The organism is Ruegeria sp. CDSB114, from assembly GCF_059611025.1.
Map to the genome: position 1 here is coordinate 178570 of NZ_JBXWOT010000004.1, position 20058 is coordinate 198627.

Here is a 20058-nt window from a genome sequence, read left to right on the forward strand (position 1 = left end):
ACTTCATGTACCATAAAATCCTCGTCCCCATGGCGCTGGACCATGGCGTGTCGACTCATACACTTAAGATAGCCAACGCGCTGCGTGCAAAAGATGCCCAGATCTTCGCCCTTCACGTTCATGAGGCGCCCCAAGGCTCTGTCAGTGCGTATCTGGACGAAGAAATGGTTGCCGCCGGGTTTGAAAAAGCGCGTGCTGATCTTGAGGGCAAGTTGTCTGGACATCCCGGTGTCACGCCTGTGATTGTAAAAGGGCATTCGGCCCGCACTATCATCGACTATTCCGAGGCTCATGGCATCGACTGCATCGTGCTTGGATCCCACAAACCTGGTCTGAGAGATTATTTCCTGGGCTCTACAGCTGCCCGCGTCGTGCGGCACGCAGGCTGTGCCGTCCATGTGCATCGCGCGTCCTCTTGATGACGCTCTCCTCTCCTTTCAAGAAAGGCCCTTCTGCAACATGAACATAGACAAGAAGATCACCGATGATCTTGTCGCGAATGACATCTCATTCGTGACGACGGTGCCCTGCAAACAGCTTGCGGGCGTTATCGAGGAAATTGATCAACACCCCGATATCTTCCATATTCCGTCGAACAAGGAAGACGAGGGCATGGGCCTGTGTGCCGGTGCGTGGATGGGTGGAAAACGCCCTGCGATCATCATGCAGAACACAGCCATTGGGGTGACGATCAACACTCTTGCGACGTTGATCCAGTATTACCGGATGCCGCTGCCGATGTTGATCAGCTACCGCGGAGAGCTGCGCGAGCCCGTGGCGTGCCAGGTGGAAATGGCTGTGCATACCAAGGCGCTGTTGGCACAGATGAATATCCCCACCTACCACTTCCATCACCAGAAGGATGTGGAAGAGCTGGATATGATCCTGAAGTATACCTTTATGTGCAACAAACCGGTGGCAATCCTGACCGATGCCAATTTCTGGGGAGGCTACGGCGACCAATGATCCGTTCTGAAATCCTCAAGGAAATTGCACCTCAACTCCGTGATCAACTAGTGGTCTGCAACATTGGCATCCCCAGCCAAGAACTGCATGCCATCGACGATCAACCAACGAATTTCTACATGCTCGGCACAATGGGCCTTGCCTCGTCCATCGGCTTGGGTCTGGCGCTGGCGCAGCCAAAAACCGTGATCTCTATCGATGGGGACGGGTCGGTGTTGACCAATCTGGGCACCTTGCCAACCATTGGGAACAACATGCCCCCGAATTTCATCCTGATGGTCATCGACAACGGATCATATGGATCAACCGGTGATCAGCCGACTTATACCGGGCGCAAGACCGATCTGGCAGGCATGGCGCGCGCGGCCGGATGTGACAATGTCGTTGAAGTGCAGGATGTTGATACCGGGAAAGCATTGCAAGAGGCGATGGACGCGCAGGCCGGCACGGTCATGATCGTGAAGTGCGACAGTGGAAATGCCAAGATGCCGGTCATCACGATGGACCCGGTGATCATCAAGGATCGCTTTATGAAAGCGGTGGCTGGTTGATGAACCGCGCCGCGCGAATTCATTCCAGTGAGGATGCGCGGCGTTTGGCCAAGGCACGTCTGCCTTGGATGGTGTTTGACTATATCGATGGGGCCGCAGGGTCAGAAACGGGGGCTGCGCGTAACCGCGCTGCTCTGGATGACATTTGCCTTGAACCCCGGATATTGAAAGACGTCAGCAATCGGTCTTTGGACATGCCGCTGTTTGGCAAGATTGCCAAGCGGCCCTTTGGCATTGCGCCGATGGGGATGTGCAACCTGTCCAGACCTGGTGCCGATCTGATGCTAGCGCGGTTGGCCGCACGCGAATCCGTGCCTTTGGGGGTCTCGACCGTGGCCTCAACCCCGCTGGAAAAAATGATCGAGGTTGCCGAAGGGCACGCGTGGTTCCAGCTTTATTTCAGCGGAGACGGGACGGGGTCGTTCAAACTGGCAAAGCGTGCGCAAGATGCCGGTTACGACACCCTGATCGTCACGGTTGACGTGCCCGAGGTTGGTCGCCGACCGCGTGAGTTGCGCCATGGTTTTACCATGCCATTCCGTATCGGACCCCGCCAATTTCTGGACTTTGCCCTGCACCCGCAATGGTCGCTTATGTCACTTGCCGCAGGTCGTCCGCAGATGGCAAATTTCGAGATGCCGGGCTTTGAGTTCGACCGCACCGAAAGCCGCGCGAGGGCGACTTGGACAACATTGAAGGCTCTGCGCGATTTGTGGCAAGGCAACCTGGTAGTAAAAGGCGTGACCAACGCCGAGGATGCGCTGCAGCTGAAATCCGAAGGCGTTGACGCCATTCAAGTATCAAATCATGGCGCGCGGCAACTTGAAAGCGCACCCGCTGCCGTTCACGCGCTGGGCCGGATACGAGACAGCGTTGGTGCGGATTTTCCGCTATTTTACGACAGTGGCTTACGATCTGGCGAAGACGTTCTGAAAGCCCTCGATCAGAGTGCAAATTACGTGTTCTTTGGCCGCGTATTGCAATTTGCCATCGCCGCGGCCGGCGAAGAAGGTTTGCATAGACTGTGGAATATCCTCAGCGAAGAGTTGTCCAGTGCACTTGCTCAGGTTGGTCGGACGAAACTGACCTGAAGCAACTGAACAAATGTGAATGCCGTCGGTAACGCCTCTAACGCACACGATCCGGATGCCGCTACGAATTATTTTGCCCCGGACGCTGTGTTCGACTACGCCAGCGGCCCGAGGTGTTTGCCCGCCGGTTCGAGAGCACTAAGACCCTGAATTGGGAAGCGTTGGGAAACCTAAGCAATCCTTCATTTCAGACGCGCATGCGTGCGCTTTGCAGGAATCGAAAGCCGATCACGTTTCTTTCGCCGACCGCGATTTTAGCCAGTTTACGACTTGCATCACCGCGTGTTGGTTTGCGGCCGAACGCTCTATGAGGAGGTAAAAATCGCTACCACCGATGTCTCTTGCCGCACCAACCTCTACCAGGCGTCCTGCCTCAAGATCTCGGGAAACCATGAAACGGCTGACAAGGGCCACACCCTGCCGCGCGATGGCAGCGTCAACCGCAAGCGCTGTCTGGCTTAATCGAAGGCCGCGTTGCGATTTGTCACGAACTCCTAGGTCTGCAAGGTATCGCGGCCAAAGGTCATGCGTGTCATGAATTTTGGGCAGGCGTGCAAGGTCATCTGGTGTTAACGGATTGAATCCGTCGCTGATAAACTCGGGTGCGGCGACGGCAATCACCTCTTGCCTGAAAATAAGCGCCGCCCGAAGCGCGGCCCCAAACGGCGGCGATCCCTGCCGGACGGCAAGGTCGATCCCGTCGCTGTGAAAGCTGGAAACTTTTTCAGTGGCCATGATCCGCAAGTCGATTTCCGGATGGCTCTCTGCAAAGTCCGGCAGATTCGGGATCAACCATCTGGCAGCAAAAGTCGGGGTGACGCTTATTATAACCTTGTCCGGTTCCGGCTTTAGCTCGGCGGTTGCAGATCTAAGGCTCGCAAAGGCAACCGATATACGTGCGTGATAGCTACGGCCAACCGAGGTGAACTCCAATCCTTTGGGCACCCTTTCGAACAATGTGACTTCTAGGTGAGCTTCCAGTAGTCGCACCTGCTGCGCCACCGCCCCTTGTGTTACGCCCAACTCATCGGCAGCGGCGCGGAAACTGAGGCGGCGCCCAGCGACTTCGAAAGCCCGTAAACCGTTGAGGGGAGGAAGATCAGCCATGAGACAATAGTATTTCTACTGTAATGAAACATCAAATCTCAATCGAACGACCCATTGAAACAGGATATTTTCGCAGAATACATAAGGGGAATCGTCAGATGGCAGTAGAAAAAGTAGCTTTGATTACCGCGGGCGGGAGTGGCATGGGGGCTGACGCGGCGCGCCGGCTTGCCAAAGATGGCTTCAAAGTCGGCATCCTCTCTTCTTCGGGTAAAGGCGAAGCACTCGGCGCCGAGCTGGGTGGTTTTGGCGTCACTGGTTCTAACCTCAGTGGTGACGATCTGACTGCTTTGGTCACGGGCGCGACGGAGCGTTGGGGCCGCGTCGATGTCTTGGTCAATTCCGCCGGTCATGGCCCGAAAGGGCCCGTATTAGAGATCGGTGACGATGACTGGCATCAAGGGATGGAGGTCTATCTGATGAATGTGATCCGCCCAACACGGCTGGTGACACCCTTGATGCAGCAACAGGGCAGGGGGGTGATTATCAACATCTCTACTTTCGCGGCGTTCGAGCCCGATCCGCTGTTTCCAACATCAGGCGTCTTCCGGGCAGGATTGGCCGCCTTTGCCAAACTCTATTCCGATAAATATGCCGCAGAGAATATTCGCATGAATAACATCCTGCCGGGTTTCATCGACAGCTTGCCCGAAACAGAAGACCGCAAAGCCCGGATTCCGATGGGACGTTACGGTCATGCTGCGGAGGTCTCTTCGCTTGTCTCATGGCTGGCGTCTGAAGGCGGTGGCTATATGACGGGTCAAAACTTGCGCGTTGACGGAGGATTGACCCGCGCTGTCTGAGGCAACGTATCTGTTTGCACAACATCAAGCCTCAATGCATTTGTGCATTGCCTGAGGCAGTACAAAAGGAAGCGGGCCGGTCGGCACAATGCCGATCGGTAGGTTGATGCCGTAAACTTGCTGCATCAGGTCGTCGGTGAGGATATTTGAAGGTGTGCCAGAGCCCCAGACAGTGCCCTGTGACATCACGTAAACACAGTCTGCAAATAGCGCGGTGAGGTTCAGATCGTGCATCACCACCACCACACCTCCACCTTGGGCGGCAAAATCGCTTGCGATACCAAGGACCGTAAATTGATGCGCGATATCCAGGCTGGCAACCGGTTCGTCCAGTAAAAGCCAACTGGGATGATCGGCCCGTTGTGCCTGCCAGACCTGCGTCAAAACACGGGCTAACTGTACGCGCTGCTGCTCACCCCCGGACAGGGTCTGGTAAGACCTCTGCTCGAACCCGGCTAAGTCGACATGTGCCAGGGCGGTAGTGACCGAACTGTCATCTTGTGCGGCCAACCCGTTTGCCAGCCCCAGTCTGACAATCTCGTGCACTTTGAAAGGAAAGGCCACGCTGGTCGATTGTGGCAGCACGCCCCGTTTCGCGGCCAGTTGCCAGGGCTTTAACTCTGAGATGTCGTGGCCGTTCAGGGTGACGGTTCCGGTCGAGGCAATCTCTCCGGCCAATGCCTTTAGTAAGGTCGACTTGCCCGATCCGTTGGGCCCGATGATTGCGGTGACCTGACCGGGATCGGCCTTGAAATTCACGTCGTGCAGGATGTTCTTTCGGCCCAGACTGACGCAGATATTCTTACCTTGCATGATTTACATTCCCATAATGCCGTGGCGGCGCAGGAGGATCCAAAGAAAGACCGGTGCGCCGAGAATTGCCGTGACGATCCCGATTGGCAGTTCCGCCGGGGCCACCACGACCCGGCTGATCATGTCGGCGCATAGCAGCAGACTGGCACCCAGCAGGGCGGAATTCATCAAAAGCCTGTGGTGGTCCGGCCCCGTTGCCAGACGTAGCAAATGGGGGACCACAATTCCGATGAATCCGATGCCGCCGGACACGGCAACAGCGGCCCCTGTTGCACCGGAAACTGCAAGAATGGCGATGTTCTTGCTGCGCTGAACCGGGAGGCCCATGTGATGGGCCACCGCCTCTCCCATCGCCAGACCGTTAAGTGCGCGAGCCAGAAATTGTGTGCTTGCAAGGGCAACCAAAATGATTGGCGCAGCCGAGGCGATTTTGGTCCAGGTTGCCCCTGCTAACGATCCCATTCCCCAGAACGTCAGGTCGCGTAATTGCTGATCATCGGCCATGTAGACCAGAACACCCGATGCGGCGCCGGATAAGGCACCCAATGCAATGCCGGCCAGTAGCATGGTTGCGACCGATGTCTGCCCTCCGCTGGTCGAGACACGGTATAGGATCAGAACAGACACCCAGCCACCAAGAAAAGCAGCAATGGCCACTAACCCGTTTCCGGTCCAGACCAAAATCGACACTGGCAAGTGGCTGCCAAGGATGATGGCTGAAATTGCGCCCAGACCTGCGCCCGCGCTGACGCCGACAATTCCGGGGTCCGCCAACGGATTTCGGAAAAGCCCTTGCATGACCACCCCTGAAACAGCCAGTGCGGCACCGACCAGTATCCCCATTGCAAGCCGGGGCAACCGTATGTCCCAAAGGACAATCCGATTCAGGTCAGTCAGGGACCGCCCATTGATTAGGTCGATCACCGCCATGTTTAACGACGCATCCGAAGCACCGACTGAAATGCTTGCGGCGCTGGTCAGGCCAAGCAATACCAGTAAGGCCAAAGTAACCCGCCGTACGGTTGCTCGCCGATTGTACCCAGGTGCCTCGGCGCTCATATGATCCAACGCCAGCGTCATGAGCCACCTTCATCCTGCAGGGCTGCTGACAGATCAGAAATGGCACTGGCGGTTCGAGGGCCAAACCCAAGCAGATATGCACCCTGCATGCGGATCAGCATCTTGTTCTGGCCCGCCGGGGTCAGCTTGACTGCGGGCAGTGAAAAGAGCGCGGCATCCTCGGTATTATGATCACCCCGCCGATCCATCATAAGGATGACATCAGGCGCAGCCGACACCAGCGCTTCGGGCGTCATTGGCTTGTAACCTGACACTTTGGCGGCGGCATTTACACCGCCAGCCAATCGAATGATGCTGTCTGCTTGGGTATCCACACCTCCCACTGTGATCCGGTTATCCTGCACCGACAGAACAAACAGAACCCGTTTCGGGTTGGATCCTGCGGCACTACTAGCCGCCAATTCCGCCTGATTGATCTGGCGTATGGTTTGCGCTGCCAATCCCTCGGCAGCAACGTCAGCTCCCAGCACGGCCCCAACGGTTTGGATTTTTTCGACCACGCCTTCCAGAGAGAACTCATCCTTGATCGTGACGTATTGCACGCCCGCTTCCTGCAGAACCGCAATCGCCTCTGGTGGTCCTGAACCTTCAAGCGCCAGGACCAAGTCTGGTTCTACCGACAAAACGCCTTCGGGCGACAGCGCGCGTCGGTATCCGATATCGGGCAGGTTCATCGCTTCTGTCGGGTAGGTTGATGTTCGGTCGCGACCAACAAGCCTGTCTTGCTGACCCAGAGCGTAGACGATTTCAGTGATGGAACTGCCGATCGCGATGATCCGCTTTGGTTCGTCGTCCGCAGCCTGCGCGACCTGTGTACTTAGCAGCATAGCCAAGGCAGGCCAGATCACTCGCATCCTGTTCATGTCAGCGCGGCCTCGGGTTGGGGTTCAAGTGCGGCAACTAACTCATTCCAGATTGGGCGATGGTCGGATTCGCCGGCGCGGCGGCCAAAAATCTGGAAGATCAGCCCACCTTCGGCATCGAAGGCCTCAACCGAGACGGCAGGGCCGCGCTGAGTCGGTTTGGTGACAGCCCAAACCTCTGCAATATGGTCCGTCCTCAGATGCAAATTGAAACGCGGGTCAAGCACATTGAACCAGGGTCCCATCTGCTTGATCGTTCCGATACGGCCACCGTGAATTTCGATACATCCACGATTGCCAACAAAGATCATCACCTCAATTTCATTGTCGCACACTTGTTCGAACATTGGTGATATTACCGACGGCGTCAGTTCCCTGACGAGCGGTTGGCCGGCGATGCGATAGGCCCCCAAGCGGTTCATCTTGAGCTTTGAGGTCAAGCGCATGAACTGGTGGGTGTCCGTCATCTTGGCCCATTCCGCACGTAGGATTTCCGTCTTTTCGGGGTTGGCTTTGGGCGCTTCGGTCGGTCGGCGCGGTTCTAGATCAAGAGTTTGCGATTGGTCTTCAGACGCCAGGGTACTGACAAGCTGGTTCCAATGATCCAGGTCCGAACCCTTGCGCAGGAAAATCTTATGCACTGCGTCGCCTGCGGCATCAAAAATCTGCAGGGACCTTTTCACGCCGCTGTCGGTTTTGCGTTCGATCGCAAAGGCATGGACCCAATGGCTGGGAAACATGCGCAAATCAATCTCATCCGTTAGAACCATCGAGGCATGCGCGCCCGAATGGTAATTGTCGTATTGTCCGACCTTTTCGATCACGCATGAGGTATTGCGCGTCAAAGCCATAACCTCTCCCAGACCGTTAAGCCTTGGAAAAAGGTCATCAAGTTTTGCTGTCAGCCGTGTAACGTCGTTCCCGGCGAAGGCAGCGACCAACTGGCCTTCGGTAAGTCCAATCGATTCTGCCAGATCGCGGTCACGTTTGCCGCTGTTTTGCGCATAGGCTGCACGAATTTGAGCCGGGGTGTTAGGCACCTGTTCCGTCATGGGTTTTCCCATCTTCGAGTTGATTTTCAGAGGTGCTGGCCCGGCAGCCGAATTGTTCGGGTGCCCGCTGGCGAGAGTCGGCGATGCGACGACGATTTATTGTTGACTGTTTTAGTAACCTTTATTAACGAGCACAAGTCGCCAAAAAAAGGCGGCTCCAAAAAACAATAAAACAGATTGACCAAAGCCAGCATGGCGCAAGCATTTCAGGTCCTCCTGCTGTTTCGAAGGGACAGAGATGCGTGTGCAAATACGGAAGATAGCTTTGCTGGGAACGGCTTCGTGCCTCAGCATGATTGCGGCTGGCGCTAGGGCGCAAGAACAGAATGACGGTTTCCTGGGCACCCTGATACTTGGGGAAAGCAAACGAGAGATTCAGACAAACACTGCCGTGCCGGTCACAAATATTGATCAGGAAGAGATCAACGACCGGCAGGCCAATACGGTTGCAGAGCTGATCGACTCGGTTCCGGGAGTAAGTTTGGTGAACGGCTCGACCCCTCAGGGATCGGGCATCAATATTCGCGGCTATGGTGCAAACGGCACGTTCGGAACCGACCAGAAGGTACTGATCCTGGTCGATGGTGCCACAACGGGCGCGGAAGAGCTGTATCGGATCGGCAACCAGCTTTTTACTGACCCCCAGCTTTACAAAAGCGTCTCGGTCATTCGGGGCACTGTCGGTTCATTCGAATATGGGTCCGGGGTTGTTGGTGGTGTCGTTCAGCTGGAAACCAAGGGCGCGTCAGATTTCACCGGTGGAGAGCCGGGTTTCCGTTTCCGTCAAACCTTTGAAGGGTATTCCAACGGTAACGGATTTGCCTCGTCCTCTATCCTGGCTTGGCAGCCGAATACCCAAACGGAATTTCTGTTCAACTACGCCTATCGGGATCAGGACGATCAGGAGGATGGAAACGGCAATACGATCGGCAACAGCGCGTTCACGCTGCCGTCGCTTCTGGCTAAGGGCAAATACAGCTTCGGCAACGATCTCGAACATTCGTTCACCGCATCCTACAACCAGTCCACATCTGAAGAGCGCGACGTCCCTTATGACTCGTTTGGCACCACGTCGGATGCCTTTGGTAATGTAGACCGTGATATCGAAACAAAGATCGGTATCCTGCGGTATCAATATCAACCCGTTGGAAATGATCTGGTCGATCTGGATGTGAACCTCAGCTATTCTGAGCAGGCGATCGAAAGCAGCTATGTTTCCGGGTCTTCCAGCCTTGAGGGCACGCCATTCTTCCCTGGAATTCAGGCTCTGGCTGATGCCACGCATAACTATGAAACGACAAAGCTGACGATCAAGAACACGTCGTATTTCCAGACCGGCATCGCCTCGCATGATCTGCGGGCAGGGATTGAATTCATCAACCGCGAACGGTTGGACGCGGCATCGGCGCCGGGTGGAACCGACCGTCGATTTGCCCTGTTTGCTGTGGACGATGTGCAGATCGGTGACAATCTGACGATTACCCCCGCGGTGCGATATGAGACGCAGGACATCGACGGTGATGATGACGCCGCGGCCCCGTTCAACGAAAGCTATGACAACAACGCGCTTATGGGCGGGTTGTCGGCGCGGTACGCGTTCAACAGCGGTTTCGCGATCTTTGGTGGTGCGGCCTACACGGAAAGCCTGCCGATCATCGATGATCTGGGCACGCCGCTTTACATGACGCAACCCGAGAGATCCCGCACGTGGGAAGCTGGTTTTTCCTATGATCGCGGTGACGTGTTTGCCGAGGGCGACGTGATCCGCGCCAAGGTCAATTTCTATCAAACGACCCTGTGGGATATCACCTCCTACGTCTCTGGCACCCCGTCTCAACCCCTGTCCGAAGTGGAAACAAAAGGCGCCGAGATCGAAGCCTCTTATGCCAATGCGGGTGGGTTCTACGTCGATTTCAACTCGAACATCGTGACGGGTACGGAAACCAGCGCCACCGGCGATGACTCGCGTTGGCGGAATGAGCCGTCGGATTCCGCGCGCCTGACATTGGGCAAGCGGTTCGGTCAGACGTTGGACGTCAGCTGGGAAATCTTCGGTGCCCGGGCCGGAACGGACTCGAGCGGGGACGCGACCGCGGGATACGGAGTAAACTCTCTGCGTGCGACCTACATGCCGCAAGAGGGTATGTTTGAAGGCTTTGAGCTGCGCGCCGGTATCGAGAACATCCTTGATAAGGACTACCGCCCGAACCTGTCGACCCGCAATTCGACGGGCCGGACCTTCAAGCTCGGCCTGGCCAAAACCTTCTGATCCCAAGGAAAGGACCCGTTATGCGAAGTGCGGCAGCAAACAAAGCCAGCGCTGTCCTGTCGACCCTGCTCTCAGTCTTGGGGGCAGGGATCGCCAGCGCAGAAGACGTGCCCAAGACTGGCGGCGTATCAATCGAACTCAGCTCTGCCGAAGCAAGGGGGCAAAACTGTCTGCTCAGCTTTGTCGCCGAAAATATGCATGAGGTCGACATCAACGGTGCGGTCTATGAAACCGTCCTGTTTGGCAAAAACGGTGCGGTCGCGTTAATTACCCTGCTGGATTTCGAAGAACTGCCCGCAGGCCGCCCACGGGTCAGGCAGTTTCAATTCACCGACATGGCCTGTGACCAGATCAGCCGGATTCTGTTCAACGGCGTGCAGGAATGCATGACCCAGAGCGGTAACAAAGATGCCTGCATGAATGGCCTCAGTCTAAAAAGCCGCCTTGAAACTGAGATGATTGGATAAAGCTATGTCCGAAATGCTGCAAAAACTGATGGAAATCCTGCAATTAGGGGGCCCGGTGGTGGCGATCCTGATTGCAGCCTCAATCGCGACCCTCGCCTTGGTCTTTTACAAAATCTGGCAATACAAAGCGGCGGGAGTCGGCCGACACGTCGAATTGTCAAGGGCGATCGACGCATGGGACCGAGAAGACCCCACGGCCGCCAGAATATACCTGAACAAAAGCCGTAGTTACCTGGCGCCGGTGATCGCAATGGCATTGTCCGGGAATGATCGCACCTTGTCCGAACGGGTCGATGCCGAGGCTGAGACGCGATTTGCAAAACTGGAACAGGGTCTCAACGTGCTGGACATCGTCTCGCAACTTGCGCCCCTGCTTGGATTGTTCGGCACAGTGCTGGGCATGATCGAAGCCTTCCAGACCCTGCAGGGGGCAGGCAACGCTGTTGACCCATCGTTGCTGGCTGGGGGCATCTGGGTGGCGCTGATGACAACAGCAGCGGGGCTGGCTGTAGCCATGCCGACGTCACTGATCCTGACCTGGTTTGAGGCCCGCGTGAACCGGGAACGCGTCTTTGCCAACCGTGCGCTCAGAACAATATTTGCCCCCGGCCATGCCGAGGAGACCGAGCAAACGGCAGGGGCGTCAATTACGGCGCTGGTACATGGCGCTTAATGTGCAAAGAAAGCGGCGCAAACGCCTGTCAATGACGTCGCTTATAGATGTCATCTTTTTGCTGCTGTTGTTTTTCATGCTGACATCCACATTCTCAAAATTTTCCGAGATTCAGTTTTCGACGGCCTCCGTCGGCGGCGCGGAGCCAGAACAAGCCATCCGGTTTATTAAACTGGATGCAGACCGAATTCTGGTCGATGGTGCGCCTGTACCATTGGCGCAGGTCGCCCCAATGCTGCTCGACGCCAATTCCCAAATCGCGCTCATCAGCCTCGGACCAAAAGCAACCTCTCAGCAGCTGATTGATCTGCTCATCGTGCTGGCACCTGTCGAAAACTTGCGCACTCAGGTTTTGGGCTGATGCAGTTGAAATCGAAGCCCAGACAAAGCCGAGAGCCAACCATCGCGCTGATCAATGTCGTGTTCCTGATGCTTATATTCTTCATGATCGCAGGCACCCTTACGCCGCCGCTCAACGGATCGGTTCAGCTTGTCGAAACGATGGATCTGGAGGGACGCGAGCCGCCTGATGCATTGGTTATCCGTGCGGATGGCACACTTGAATATCGCGGGGCAGAGCTGACCAATGCTGCGGCCTATGTAGAGCGGGCGGCTGTTGATCTGCCCCTTGATGCGGTTCGGATCGTGCCGGATCGATCCTTGCCTGCGGTTGCGCTCAAACAGATCAGCGATGACTTGCGCGGGTTGGGTGCAAGTCAGGTTTATGTCGTGACCGAAAGGGGATTACGGTGATAACCAAATCCCGCGTGGTAGTTGTGATTTCTGTCGCATTGGCCGTAGCGACACATGGCCTTGCGCTTTTGGATTATTCGACCGCCGAACAGGTGCAGGTCGAAGGTGGCGGAGAGGAGAGGGCCGCCGCGCTGGGATCTGTATTCAAGGACTTCGTCGCCGGAACAAATGCACCAGCACCGGCCAGCACGCGCAAGAAACCGGCAGCACCTCATCGGTTGCAACCCAAGGCCCGCCCTGTCAAGCAGCAGCGCACAACGTCGCCGCAAACTCTCAGCCCGGTTGTGAGCAGCGCTACGGCCGCCACCGCTGTTGCGCCAAGCCCTCTCAGGCCTCAGGACGCTGAAACACCGAATAGACAGGGTGATGCTGCTTCGGTGTCGCGGACCGAGGATGCCAAGCCGCCAGAACCGAAGAAACAGGCAAGCAATCAAACTGCCACCGCGCATGGCAACGCGAAACAATCGGGGAAAAAAGGCGACGCCACCGGGAAAACCACGAAAGGCGCGGCAAATGTTGCTACATCCAAGTCAGCGCTGACCGCATCCGGCAATGCTGACGCCAGCAACTATGCCGGACAGATTAAACGCAAGATTATCCGCGCCCGGAGAAAGAGCGCCAATATTCGAGGTGCCGCGTTGGTGGCCTTTCGAATAGCTGAGAACGGGACATTGCAGACGGTTGGAATAGTACGCAGTTCGGGATCAAAGCGGTTGGATCAGATCGCCCTTGCCCAGGTGAAAGCGGCTGCACCCTTCCCGCCACCTCCGGCAGGGGTGAGACGAGATTATACTTTCGAAATCATCGGGCAGCGATAGGTGTCATATCCCATCGAGCCAAAGGGCCCCTTCGTAAAGATGGGGACACGGCTGCGCTTTGCGCCATCAACTATGAACACCGGTGATCATGGCGACAATTTCGTTCTTGTCGGTCTCGGCAGTTGTCCTGACGCCTATCTGTTCACCCCGGCGTAAAATGCAGATGCGGTCGGCAAGACGAAAAACCTGATCCAGGGAATGGCTGATGATCAAGATTGCCAAATTGCGATCCTTAAGTGACGCGACGAGGTCCTCAACCTTCGCAGTCTCTGCAACGCCAAGTGCTGCAGTGGGTTCATCCAGAAGGATCAATTTGCTGGCCCAATGGGTTGCTCGCGCGATAGCAATGCCCTGTCTTTGGCCTCCGCTCAAATCACGTATGGCTGCGCGCTCAGAGGGGATGCGCACGTCAAGCTGATCAACAAGGCTTTGGGTTTCGGCACGCATGCGTGCTTTATCCAGCAGTCCAAAGGGTTTGCGCGTCAGTTCGCGACCCAGAAACATGTTCATATAAACCGGCTGTTCGTCAGCCAATGCGAGGTCCTGATAGACCACCTCAATACCATGTGATCGAGCCGCGCTAGCATCCGAAAAACCGACTTCTTCGCCGTCAAGCTCGATCTCGCCGCTGGTTGGTCGATGCACGCCAGAGATGATCTTGACGAGCGTGGATTTACCCGCGCCATTATCACCGACCAGAGCCACGATTTCACCGGGGTAGAGGTCCAGTGAAAAATTCTGGATTGCGACCACTCCGCCAAAAGATTTGTGGATTTGCTTGAGAGAAAGAACCGGAGTCATTGCGCAAATGCTCCCGGCCAGCTGACGTGGTCGCCAAAGCCGTTTTCGATTGTGGTAAGCTCTGGCATTCCGCTGTCTACGCCTTTTATCCCGGCAACCAAAGCGCGGGTCACAAAGGCCTGCCCACGGAAACCGAAGACAACCGTGTCGCCTGGTGCGGGGTTTTGATCACTGTCGCTGTCGATCATGGCGTAGTAATCTATTGCGGAATAATCAGGAATTTCGACATTTCGCAGGGCTGACCGGCTGATTGTCGGGCTGCTGCTGACCAGCGCCCGAACCTGGTATTTCGGGGAAACCGGATCGATATAGAGCCCGCCGCCAAAGCAATAGGCTTTCCCGTGATGATGGTGCGAGACCTCGGAAAGGTAAAGTACGGCGGGATCCTCAGGAAGGTCTTCTACCGCATGGAGAGGCGTCGTGCCATGTAGGCCATTGCCCGGTTCAACCTGCGTGGCCCCGGCTTCGGCTAATGCTGGAAGAACAGCTGAAGATGTCGTTCCGGGGGCATTGATTTCGATCTCCGTACGCCCAGCACGCGCCAGTGCTTCTGCAGCCATGTTGAGCGTGTGGAGGTTTGGGGTCGGCACAACCTTGCGGGCATCCTGGTCGAAAAGCAGGGCGGGAAAGGTCGTAATGCCTGCAAAGCGCCCGCCCTGCAGCGCATCCAAACGGTCGGCCACCGCCAGGATATCATTCGCGTCAAATCCCCCCTCGTGGCCACGATAGAACGTATCCCCTTCGGTCTGGATGCGCGCCATCAGTGCCTGTTCTCTCTCGACCCGAGCAGAGGCGTCTGCCGCCTCTTTTGCCTTGTTGTCCGAGAATACCGTCCAATAGTCCGGGCGTAGTTTGGCCGCGGCGAAGAAAGCTTCTTGGCGGGGCACCTGTACAAGGTGACCCAAATGACCTGTCCTTAAGCCAGCGCGGTCACATGCCAAGGCACAGGCCATATCCACGGCGACGGACCGGCTGATGCCACCGCGCATGACCGCCTGACAAAAGCCGGAATGGCGGCCCACCTGTTTGGTCATGGCAAAAGTTGTAAGGCCATGCCCACGGGCCACATCAGAGAAAAGGCGCGCGTTGCGTTCGACGGCATCCAGGTCAAGCACATAGGCGTTTGCGGGGATCTTCCCTTGTTGATGCAAGGCCATAGCAGCCTCGATGAACTTGGGGTTGCGGCGTATGAGAAGATCAAGAAACATTGGGTTGCTCCGGTGTCTATCGGCGGATTTCGCGGAGTGAAATTGCTACGGCGATCAGTATGATCAGCCCGCGTACGATCATCTGGTCCGAGACCTGAAGCCCCATCAGGATCAGCCCGTTATTCAGCATTCCCATCATGAGCGAGCCCAAAAGCGCACCTATTATGGATCCCTTGCCGCCATTAAGCGCAGTGCCACCTACGATGACAGCGGCAATGACCGTCATCAGATCGCTTTCGCCCATTGTATATTTGGCGGCTTGAATACGCCCGGCATAGAGCAAACCAGCCAGCCCAGCGGTTGCACCGCACAAGGTTAGAACCATCAGCCGGATACGGGGAACCCTGATGCCAGAGACTTGGGCTGCGCGGGCATTGTCTCCAACGGCCAGAACGTGTGCGCCAAAACGTGTGTGTCGGTAGATGACATGGCCAATCAGCACTGCAATCACGGTCCAGATGACAAGTGAAGGTACACCAAACAGCTTGCCCGAGCCGAAGACCCCGGTGAAAGTCCCGTTAACGACAGGAATGGATCGCAGATCGGTCATCGAACGCGCAATTCCGGCAAATAAACCCATGGTGGCCAAGGTCACCAGAAATGATGGCAACCGCAGATAGGCCACCAATGCACCATTGAACGCGCCGATCAGAATGCCTGCGCCAAGCCCCGCTGCGACACCCAGGATCATTGGGCCGTTCTGCATCGCAACAGCTGCCGAGAGGGCTGCAACTGCAACGACAGAGCCAAAACTCAGGTCGATCTCTCCCGCTGACAGGGCAAAGACCAATCCGATGGCCATGATCGTGGCCGGGGCTGTCTGAAGGACGATATTTGTCAGATTCCGACTGGTCAGAAACCCGTCATCGTAGAGAGTGATCCCAAAAAACAGAAAGATCGCAAGAAAGCCGAAATAAATGACGCAGCGCTGTAGATCCAAGTCGCGCATACGTTGAAAAGCCTGTTCCATGGATGCCTCTGGGAATATCCGGTTGCGGCAGGTCGCCAGAGGCGACCTGCCCATCAGGTCTCTACTTCGATGTCAGACTGGCTGGAGCATCAATATTCAGCGAGTTTTGCCATCCATCGGCAACGTTGTCCGCTGTCACAGTCAATGCAGGGGCTACAACAAAGGATGGTACGTCCTCGCCCAGCAGGTCGAGCACGGCACTGGCGGCCATTGCACGCCCCAGTTCATAGGCTTCATCGGCAACAATCGCCGCGACATTACCACCCTGAACCATATCAAGGGCAATCGGCTCTGACAGATCCAATGTCACGATCTTGGTCGAGGTGTTTCCGTTTGTCCGCAGCGCTGCAAGAATACCCTCTGCCGGACCAGCCCAGGTTACGTAGATTCCACCCAGGTCTGGGTTTTTTAGCAGCATCGCATTGGCAATCTCTTCGGCGCGCGCAGGATCAGATATGCCTTGTTCTGCAACGATTGTGATGTTCGGATAGTCGTTCTCAATCGTGGTCTTGAAAGCGTTGTCGCGCTGATTGGTCACATAATAATCTGCGTCGTGATAAATCCATCCAACTGTTCCTTCATTGCCCATGGCAGCCGCAAGCGCATCCGCCGCTTGTTTGCCCATCTGAAACAGGTCATCCGTCACGATTGCCGCATAGTCGTCCGGGTGCTTGTAGCCGGCCGGCAGGTTCGAGAGGAAACTTAGGGCAACTCCGGCCTCTTTTGCCTCTGCAAATGCTGCGGCAGAGGTCACCGGGTCCAGAGGAAGCGACAGAATGATATTGGGCGATTTGGCCATGACCGTCTCGATATCGCTACGTTGTTTTGCAGCATCAAATCCTGCGCTTGTCACGGCAACGACCTCGATCCCCAGACGTGCAAATTCATCGCTGGCACCTGCTGTTACCGCATTCACAAAGTCGGATTGGTCATGCCACAACAAAGCCGCTGAATATCCAGCCTCTTTCACCTTTTCGACATCGTCTTCAGCGACAACAACCATTGATGAAGGGGTGGCACTTTCCCCCGCTGGACCGATGGTTTCGGCGTATAAGCTGCCCGCCAGCGCGAACATCGCGGTTGCGGCAAATGTGCTTCTAACAAGTGACATGTTTGTCCTCCTCAGGTTGGATGCATTGCGAGTGTGTCCGACGCACCGAACTGCGCTATGAAAAGCGCAAAGGCCCGGACGGCGGCGAGGTATTCTTCGACCTCAATTCGTTCTTCAAAAGTATGCGCCACGGCGATATCACCCGGTGCGCAATAAACGGTTGGACAGCCGATCTGTTCTGTTAAAAATGGCATCTCAGACCAGTAGGGCGCGCCGCCGATTTCTACTTTTCGGGACAGAGTTTGCTGTACACAGTTTTGCAACAGGCGAACCGCCTCAGTATCGGGGTCGTTTTCAACTGGTGAGCCGCCCTTGGGATGATCACGACCGGCTGGGTAGTCGATGCACACCTCTATGCCCGTGGGTAGGTGATCCAGGCCAAGCGCTGATTCCAATGCTGCCACAGCAACATCAAGCATTTCGCCAGGTCTAAGTTTCCGGATCAGCGAGAGCCTGCATTCTCCGGGCACTGCGATAAACCCGCCGCCATCGATATGCGTCACCAGAACAGAAGAGGCACCGACAAGGTCATGACGCGGGCCCGCGTTCAGTTCTTTTTCATGATCCCAGATTTTCGACAGAAGCGTATGCGTTGCTTTCAATGCATCGACCCCCAATTCGGGTCGGCCGAAATACGCTGTTTTTCCAGTTATCGTGATCTCGGCGATAAAGAACCCGATCTGGGCGGAATAAATGTCCAAACTCGTTGGCTCGACATAGATCGCGAAATCAGGACGGGGGATTTCGGCGGACTTGATGCGTCCAACCAGATCTTTCGCCCCGGCGCTGACGCCGCTGCCAGGTTCACCGCTTTCTTCGTCACCGATGAAGGCAAAGGTCAGACTGGCTGAAGGCATAACGCCAAGTTTTTGCAGCAGGCGATACCCGGCAATCGCAGCGCAGATCCCACCCTTGAGGTCGCTTGCCCCACGCGACCAGATGTGCCCGTCCTGTTGGGCCGCGCCGAATGGATTTTTGCGTGCATCGTCTTCCCAATATTCCTCCCAGCCCCGGACATGCACCGTATCCGTATGGCCCAAAATCATGAGGTTGGGTCCCTCCACAGAAGCAATTCCCCAGACATTTTCGCGTTCACCCGTGAAACAGCCCCGTCCGGTATTCAGCCCCAGGGCCATAAGTTGCTGGTCCAGAAAACGCGCAAAACGTGTTTCATTGCCCGTCACGCTTTCGATGGACAGGGCATCGCGCAACAGAGTCAGGTCTGCATCAACATCCTGTTCTTGACTCAAGCGTTCTGAAAGAGCCTTAGCGGTCATGACATACTTGCCTTGAAGGTATCGAGCGCTGGAGGTGGTACGTTGATCTCGGCACCTTTCTGACCCTCGGCGAAAAGAGAGATATGTAAATGCGACAGGGCAATAGACACACCTCCGGCAAGGGCAGCATGCGGACCCAGCTTTGAGGGCTGGATCTCTATTTCACGGGGGTAGCACTGGGCGGCAAAGCGTCTGATCCGGTGCATCAACTCGTCACGCGCGCCGATAGAGCCCCCCATCACGATAAGGGACGGATCAAGGACCGCTACAATCGACGCCGAAGCCCGCGCGATCTGATAAGCGACATTGTCCAGCGTTTGCTCGGCTGCTTTGTCGCCGTTATTGGCAGCCTCAAAGATCGCAGGAACTGAGCAAGTTTTGCCCGTAAGCATCCTGTATTCGCCAATGATTGCATCGGTGGCGGTTACGCGTTCCAGTGCGCCTATAGTATGGCTTTCCTTTGCAATCGGATCGGCACCAATGGGAAGAAAACCAATTTCGCCAGCTGCACCAGATGCGCCACGCAGCAAAACACCTCCGACGACGATTCCGGCACCAATTCCGGTTCCGACGGAAACGAAGACCAGATCATCCTGGTCGCTTCGATGATCCATCCAATGCTCACCCAGAGCGGCAAGGTTGACGTCATTTTCGACAAGGATTTCTATCCCAAGCCGTTCGTTCAAAGTGCCAGCAAGATCAATCTGATCCAGCCCGGTTATGTTAGGCGCCATCAGGACCGCGCCGCTCTTGCTGTCCGGCACGCCTGGGACACCGACGACAGCTATTTTCAATTCGCCTGACGGGCATTGGGGATCGTCTGCGGTTGCGCGAACCATACGGGCAACCTGATCGACTACTTGTCTGCCGCCGCTTTGTTCTGTCGGCTCTACGCGTTCGGCCAGAACGCGACCGGTCAGATCGCATAGTGCGACCCTGATCTTTGTTCCACCCAGATCGACGCTGGCGACCGTTGCCGCATCCGGAGCGATTTCATATACCACGGCGCGGCGTCCGACATGCCCCTCGGTCTGACCGACTGTCCGCACCCAGCCATCGCTTTCTAGGTTTCCGACAATTTCCGAGATTGTCTGTTTCGAAAGACCGGTCAGCTTCGACACGCTGGCGCGCGAAATGGGCCCATAGGTCGCAATCGCCTGAACGACCGCACTTTGAGACATTCGTCGAGAGATTTTCGTCTGCGTTGCCACGTCGATTCCATTTATTCGTTCTGTTACCGAACTAAATATGGAGTGCGATTTGAGTCAACCCCGTTTTTCTGCGCTAAAGCATGAAATACGAAAAATGAGCCTGCTGCGTCCGGGTCAAATTTTGGCTAAAGGCTTGGAAGCCGTTCTGAAAATTGGTGCTGGGTCAGAAGGTTT

At 56.0% G+C, this 20058-nt stretch carries 22 protein-coding genes; 11 read left to right on the forward strand and 11 right to left on the reverse strand.

Features of this window, described 5'->3' with window-relative positions; all coding sequences use genetic code 11:
• Positions 1-5 precede the first annotated feature (5 nt).
• Genes AC2FIP_RS12275 through AC2FIP_RS12290 form a run of 4 tightly spaced genes read left to right on the forward strand, consistent with a single transcriptional unit; the run spans position 6 to position 2608 of the window.
• Positions 6-419, forward strand: coding sequence for a universal stress protein (locus AC2FIP_RS12275; protein ID WP_496692062.1), 414 nt, complete (start codon positions 6-8; stop codon positions 417-419).
• A 40-nt stretch (positions 420-459) separates the two neighbouring features.
• The gene (comD, locus tag AC2FIP_RS12280; protein ID WP_142637714.1) at positions 460-966 is read left to right on the forward strand and encodes a sulfopyruvate decarboxylase subunit alpha; all 507 of its coding nucleotides are present in this window, start codon (positions 460-462) and stop codon (positions 964-966) included.
• Complete coding sequence (comE, locus tag AC2FIP_RS12285; RefSeq protein ID WP_496786608.1) at positions 963-1517, forward strand: sulfopyruvate decarboxylase subunit beta; 555 nt, start codon at positions 963-965, stop codon at positions 1515-1517. Before comD ends, comE begins: the two co-directional genes overlap by 4 nt.
• Positions 1517-2608, forward strand: coding sequence for an alpha-hydroxy acid oxidase (locus AC2FIP_RS12290; protein WP_496696681.1), 1092 nt, complete (start codon positions 1517-1519; stop codon positions 2606-2608). Before comE ends, AC2FIP_RS12290 begins: the two co-directional genes overlap by 1 nt.
• Positions 2609-2836: 228 nt before the next feature.
• On the opposite strand, the gene AC2FIP_RS12295 is transcribed toward AC2FIP_RS12290, so the two are convergent.
• Complete coding sequence (locus AC2FIP_RS12295; protein WP_496702325.1) at positions 2837-3715, reverse strand: LysR substrate-binding domain-containing protein; 879 nt, start codon at positions 3713-3715, stop codon at positions 2837-2839.
• A gap of 98 nt (positions 3716-3813) precedes the next feature.
• Here AC2FIP_RS12295 and AC2FIP_RS12300 point away from each other — a divergent pair, with 98 nt between their 5' ends.
• Positions 3814-4518 (forward strand): SDR family oxidoreductase, encoded by a 705-nt coding sequence (locus AC2FIP_RS12300; RefSeq protein ID WP_142637939.1) that lies wholly within the window; start codon positions 3814-3816, stop codon positions 4516-4518.
• A gap of 24 nt (positions 4519-4542) precedes the next feature.
• Here AC2FIP_RS12300 and AC2FIP_RS12305 read toward each other — a convergent pair whose 3' ends face one another.
• Genes AC2FIP_RS12305 through AC2FIP_RS12320 form a run of 4 tightly spaced genes read right to left on the reverse strand, consistent with a single transcriptional unit; the run spans position 4543 to position 8326 of the window.
• Positions 4543-5331 carry a heme ABC transporter ATP-binding protein gene (locus AC2FIP_RS12305; RefSeq protein ID WP_496786611.1) on the reverse strand — a complete coding sequence of 263 codons (789 nt, stop codon included), beginning with the start codon at positions 5329-5331 and terminating at the stop codon, positions 4543-4545.
• Positions 5332-5334: 3 nt separating this feature from the next.
• Positions 5335-6411 carry a FecCD family ABC transporter permease gene (locus tag AC2FIP_RS12310; RefSeq protein ID WP_496786614.1) on the reverse strand — a complete coding sequence of 359 codons (1077 nt, stop codon included), beginning with the start codon at positions 6409-6411 and terminating at the stop codon, positions 5335-5337.
• On the reverse strand, positions 6408-7274 hold the full coding sequence (locus AC2FIP_RS12315; protein ID WP_496786616.1) for a heme/hemin ABC transporter substrate-binding protein: 867 nt from the start codon (positions 7272-7274) through the stop codon (positions 6408-6410). The genes AC2FIP_RS12310 and AC2FIP_RS12315 overlap by 4 nt, the downstream gene beginning before the upstream one ends.
• Complete coding sequence (locus AC2FIP_RS12320; protein WP_496786618.1) at positions 7271-8326, reverse strand: hemin-degrading factor; 1056 nt, start codon at positions 8324-8326, stop codon at positions 7271-7273. Before AC2FIP_RS12320 ends, AC2FIP_RS12315 begins: the two co-directional genes overlap by 4 nt.
• Before the next feature lie 238 nt (positions 8327-8564).
• Between AC2FIP_RS12320 and AC2FIP_RS12325 the strand changes: the two genes are divergently transcribed.
• The 6 genes from AC2FIP_RS12325 to AC2FIP_RS12350 are packed head-to-tail and all read left to right on the forward strand — an operon-like array spanning position 8565 to position 13306.
• Positions 8565-10595: a TonB-dependent receptor domain-containing protein gene (locus AC2FIP_RS12325; protein WP_496786620.1), complete on the forward strand. Its 2031-nt coding sequence runs from the start codon at positions 8565-8567 to the stop codon at positions 10593-10595.
• A 20-nt stretch (positions 10596-10615) separates the two neighbouring features.
• On the forward strand, positions 10616-11062 hold the full coding sequence (locus AC2FIP_RS12330) for a hypothetical protein (protein ID WP_496690031.1): 447 nt from the start codon (positions 10616-10618) through the stop codon (positions 11060-11062).
• A gap of 4 nt (positions 11063-11066) precedes the next feature.
• Positions 11067-11735 carry a MotA/TolQ/ExbB proton channel family protein gene (locus AC2FIP_RS12335; protein WP_496692969.1) on the forward strand — a complete coding sequence of 223 codons (669 nt, stop codon included), beginning with the start codon at positions 11067-11069 and terminating at the stop codon, positions 11733-11735.
• Positions 11725-12096 (forward strand): biopolymer transporter ExbD, encoded by a 372-nt coding sequence (locus AC2FIP_RS12340; RefSeq protein ID WP_496701278.1) that lies wholly within the window; start codon positions 11725-11727, stop codon positions 12094-12096. The genes AC2FIP_RS12335 and AC2FIP_RS12340 overlap by 11 nt, the downstream gene beginning before the upstream one ends.
• Positions 12096-12488, forward strand: a complete 393-nt coding sequence (locus tag AC2FIP_RS12345; RefSeq protein ID WP_142637739.1) for an ExbD/TolR family protein — start codon at positions 12096-12098, stop codon at positions 12486-12488. The genes AC2FIP_RS12340 and AC2FIP_RS12345 overlap by 1 nt, the downstream gene beginning before the upstream one ends.
• Complete coding sequence (locus AC2FIP_RS12350) at positions 12485-13306, forward strand: energy transducer TonB (RefSeq protein ID WP_496786622.1); 822 nt, start codon at positions 12485-12487, stop codon at positions 13304-13306. The genes AC2FIP_RS12345 and AC2FIP_RS12350 overlap by 4 nt, the downstream gene beginning before the upstream one ends.
• Positions 13307-13372: 66 nt before the next feature.
• Here AC2FIP_RS12350 and AC2FIP_RS12355 read toward each other — a convergent pair whose 3' ends face one another.
• The 6 genes from AC2FIP_RS12355 to AC2FIP_RS12380 all read right to left on the reverse strand — a co-directional run bounded on the left by AC2FIP_RS12355 (position 13373) and on the right by AC2FIP_RS12380 (position 19884).
• Positions 13373-14107, reverse strand: coding sequence for an ATP-binding cassette domain-containing protein (locus tag AC2FIP_RS12355; protein WP_496786623.1), 735 nt, complete (start codon positions 14105-14107; stop codon positions 13373-13375).
• On the reverse strand, positions 14104-15315 hold the full coding sequence (locus AC2FIP_RS12360; protein WP_496786625.1) for an alanine racemase: 1212 nt from the start codon (positions 15313-15315) through the stop codon (positions 14104-14106). The genes AC2FIP_RS12355 and AC2FIP_RS12360 overlap by 4 nt, the downstream gene beginning before the upstream one ends.
• A 16-nt stretch (positions 15316-15331) precedes the next feature.
• Positions 15332-16285: an ABC transporter permease gene (locus AC2FIP_RS12365; RefSeq protein WP_282022025.1), complete on the reverse strand. Its 954-nt coding sequence runs from the start codon at positions 16283-16285 to the stop codon at positions 15332-15334.
• A 61-nt stretch (positions 16286-16346) separates the two neighbouring features.
• The gene (locus AC2FIP_RS12370; protein ID WP_496696703.1) at positions 16347-17396 is read right to left on the reverse strand and encodes a substrate-binding domain-containing protein; all 1050 of its coding nucleotides are present in this window, start codon (positions 17394-17396) and stop codon (positions 16347-16349) included.
• Between the two features lie 11 nt (positions 17397-17407).
• Positions 17408-18673 (reverse strand): M20 family metallopeptidase, encoded by a 1266-nt coding sequence (locus AC2FIP_RS12375; protein ID WP_496786627.1) that lies wholly within the window; start codon positions 18671-18673, stop codon positions 17408-17410.
• Positions 18670-19884 carry an ROK family transcriptional regulator gene (locus AC2FIP_RS12380; RefSeq protein ID WP_496786629.1) on the reverse strand — a complete coding sequence of 405 codons (1215 nt, stop codon included), beginning with the start codon at positions 19882-19884 and terminating at the stop codon, positions 18670-18672. The genes AC2FIP_RS12375 and AC2FIP_RS12380 overlap by 4 nt, the downstream gene beginning before the upstream one ends.
• Between the last annotated feature and the right edge of the window lie 174 nt (positions 19885-20058).

Excerpts from the sequence above, each read along its gene's own strand:
- AC2FIP_RS12275 (WP_496692062.1), top strand. The coding sequence starts at position 6 with ATGTACCATAAAATCCTCGTCCCCATGGCGCTGGACCATGGCGTGTCG.
- comD (WP_142637714.1), top strand. The coding sequence starts at position 460 with ATGAACATAGACAAGAAGATCACCGATGATCTTGTCGCGAATGACATC.
- comE (WP_496786608.1), top strand. The coding sequence starts at position 963 with ATGATCCGTTCTGAAATCCTCAAGGAAATTGCACCTCAACTCCGTGAT.
- AC2FIP_RS12290 (WP_496696681.1), top strand. The coding sequence starts at position 1,517 with ATGAACCGCGCCGCGCGAATTCATTCCAGTGAGGATGCGCGGCGTTTG.
- AC2FIP_RS12295 (WP_496702325.1), bottom strand. The coding sequence starts at position 3,715 with ATGGCTGATCTTCCTCCCCTCAACGGTTTACGGGCTTTCGAAGTCGCT.
- AC2FIP_RS12300 (WP_142637939.1), top strand. The coding sequence starts at position 3,814 with ATGGCAGTAGAAAAAGTAGCTTTGATTACCGCGGGCGGGAGTGGCATG.
- AC2FIP_RS12305 (WP_496786611.1), bottom strand. The coding sequence starts at position 5,331 with ATGCAAGGTAAGAATATCTGCGTCAGTCTGGGCCGAAAGAACATCCTG.
- AC2FIP_RS12310 (WP_496786614.1), bottom strand. The coding sequence starts at position 6,411 with ATGACGCTGGCGTTGGATCATATGAGCGCCGAGGCACCTGGGTACAAT.
- AC2FIP_RS12315 (WP_496786616.1), bottom strand. The coding sequence starts at position 7,274 with ATGAACAGGATGCGAGTGATCTGGCCTGCCTTGGCTATGCTGCTAAGT.
- AC2FIP_RS12320 (WP_496786618.1), bottom strand. The coding sequence starts at position 8,326 with ATGACGGAACAGGTGCCTAACACCCCGGCTCAAATTCGTGCAGCCTAT.
- AC2FIP_RS12325 (WP_496786620.1), top strand. The coding sequence starts at position 8,565 with ATGCGTGTGCAAATACGGAAGATAGCTTTGCTGGGAACGGCTTCGTGC.
- AC2FIP_RS12330 (WP_496690031.1), top strand. The coding sequence starts at position 10,616 with ATGCGAAGTGCGGCAGCAAACAAAGCCAGCGCTGTCCTGTCGACCCTG.
- AC2FIP_RS12335 (WP_496692969.1), top strand. The coding sequence starts at position 11,067 with ATGTCCGAAATGCTGCAAAAACTGATGGAAATCCTGCAATTAGGGGGC.
- AC2FIP_RS12340 (WP_496701278.1), top strand. The coding sequence starts at position 11,725 with ATGGCGCTTAATGTGCAAAGAAAGCGGCGCAAACGCCTGTCAATGACG.
- AC2FIP_RS12345 (WP_142637739.1), top strand. The coding sequence starts at position 12,096 with ATGCAGTTGAAATCGAAGCCCAGACAAAGCCGAGAGCCAACCATCGCG.
- AC2FIP_RS12355 (WP_496786623.1), bottom strand. The coding sequence starts at position 14,107 with ATGACTCCGGTTCTTTCTCTCAAGCAAATCCACAAATCTTTTGGCGGA.
- AC2FIP_RS12360 (WP_496786625.1), bottom strand. The coding sequence starts at position 15,315 with ATGTTTCTTGATCTTCTCATACGCCGCAACCCCAAGTTCATCGAGGCT.
- AC2FIP_RS12365 (WP_282022025.1), bottom strand. The coding sequence starts at position 16,285 with ATGGAACAGGCTTTTCAACGTATGCGCGACTTGGATCTACAGCGCTGC.
- AC2FIP_RS12370 (WP_496696703.1), bottom strand. The coding sequence starts at position 17,396 with ATGTCACTTGTTAGAAGCACATTTGCCGCAACCGCGATGTTCGCGCTG.
- AC2FIP_RS12375 (WP_496786627.1), bottom strand. The coding sequence starts at position 18,673 with ATGACCGCTAAGGCTCTTTCAGAACGCTTGAGTCAAGAACAGGATGTT.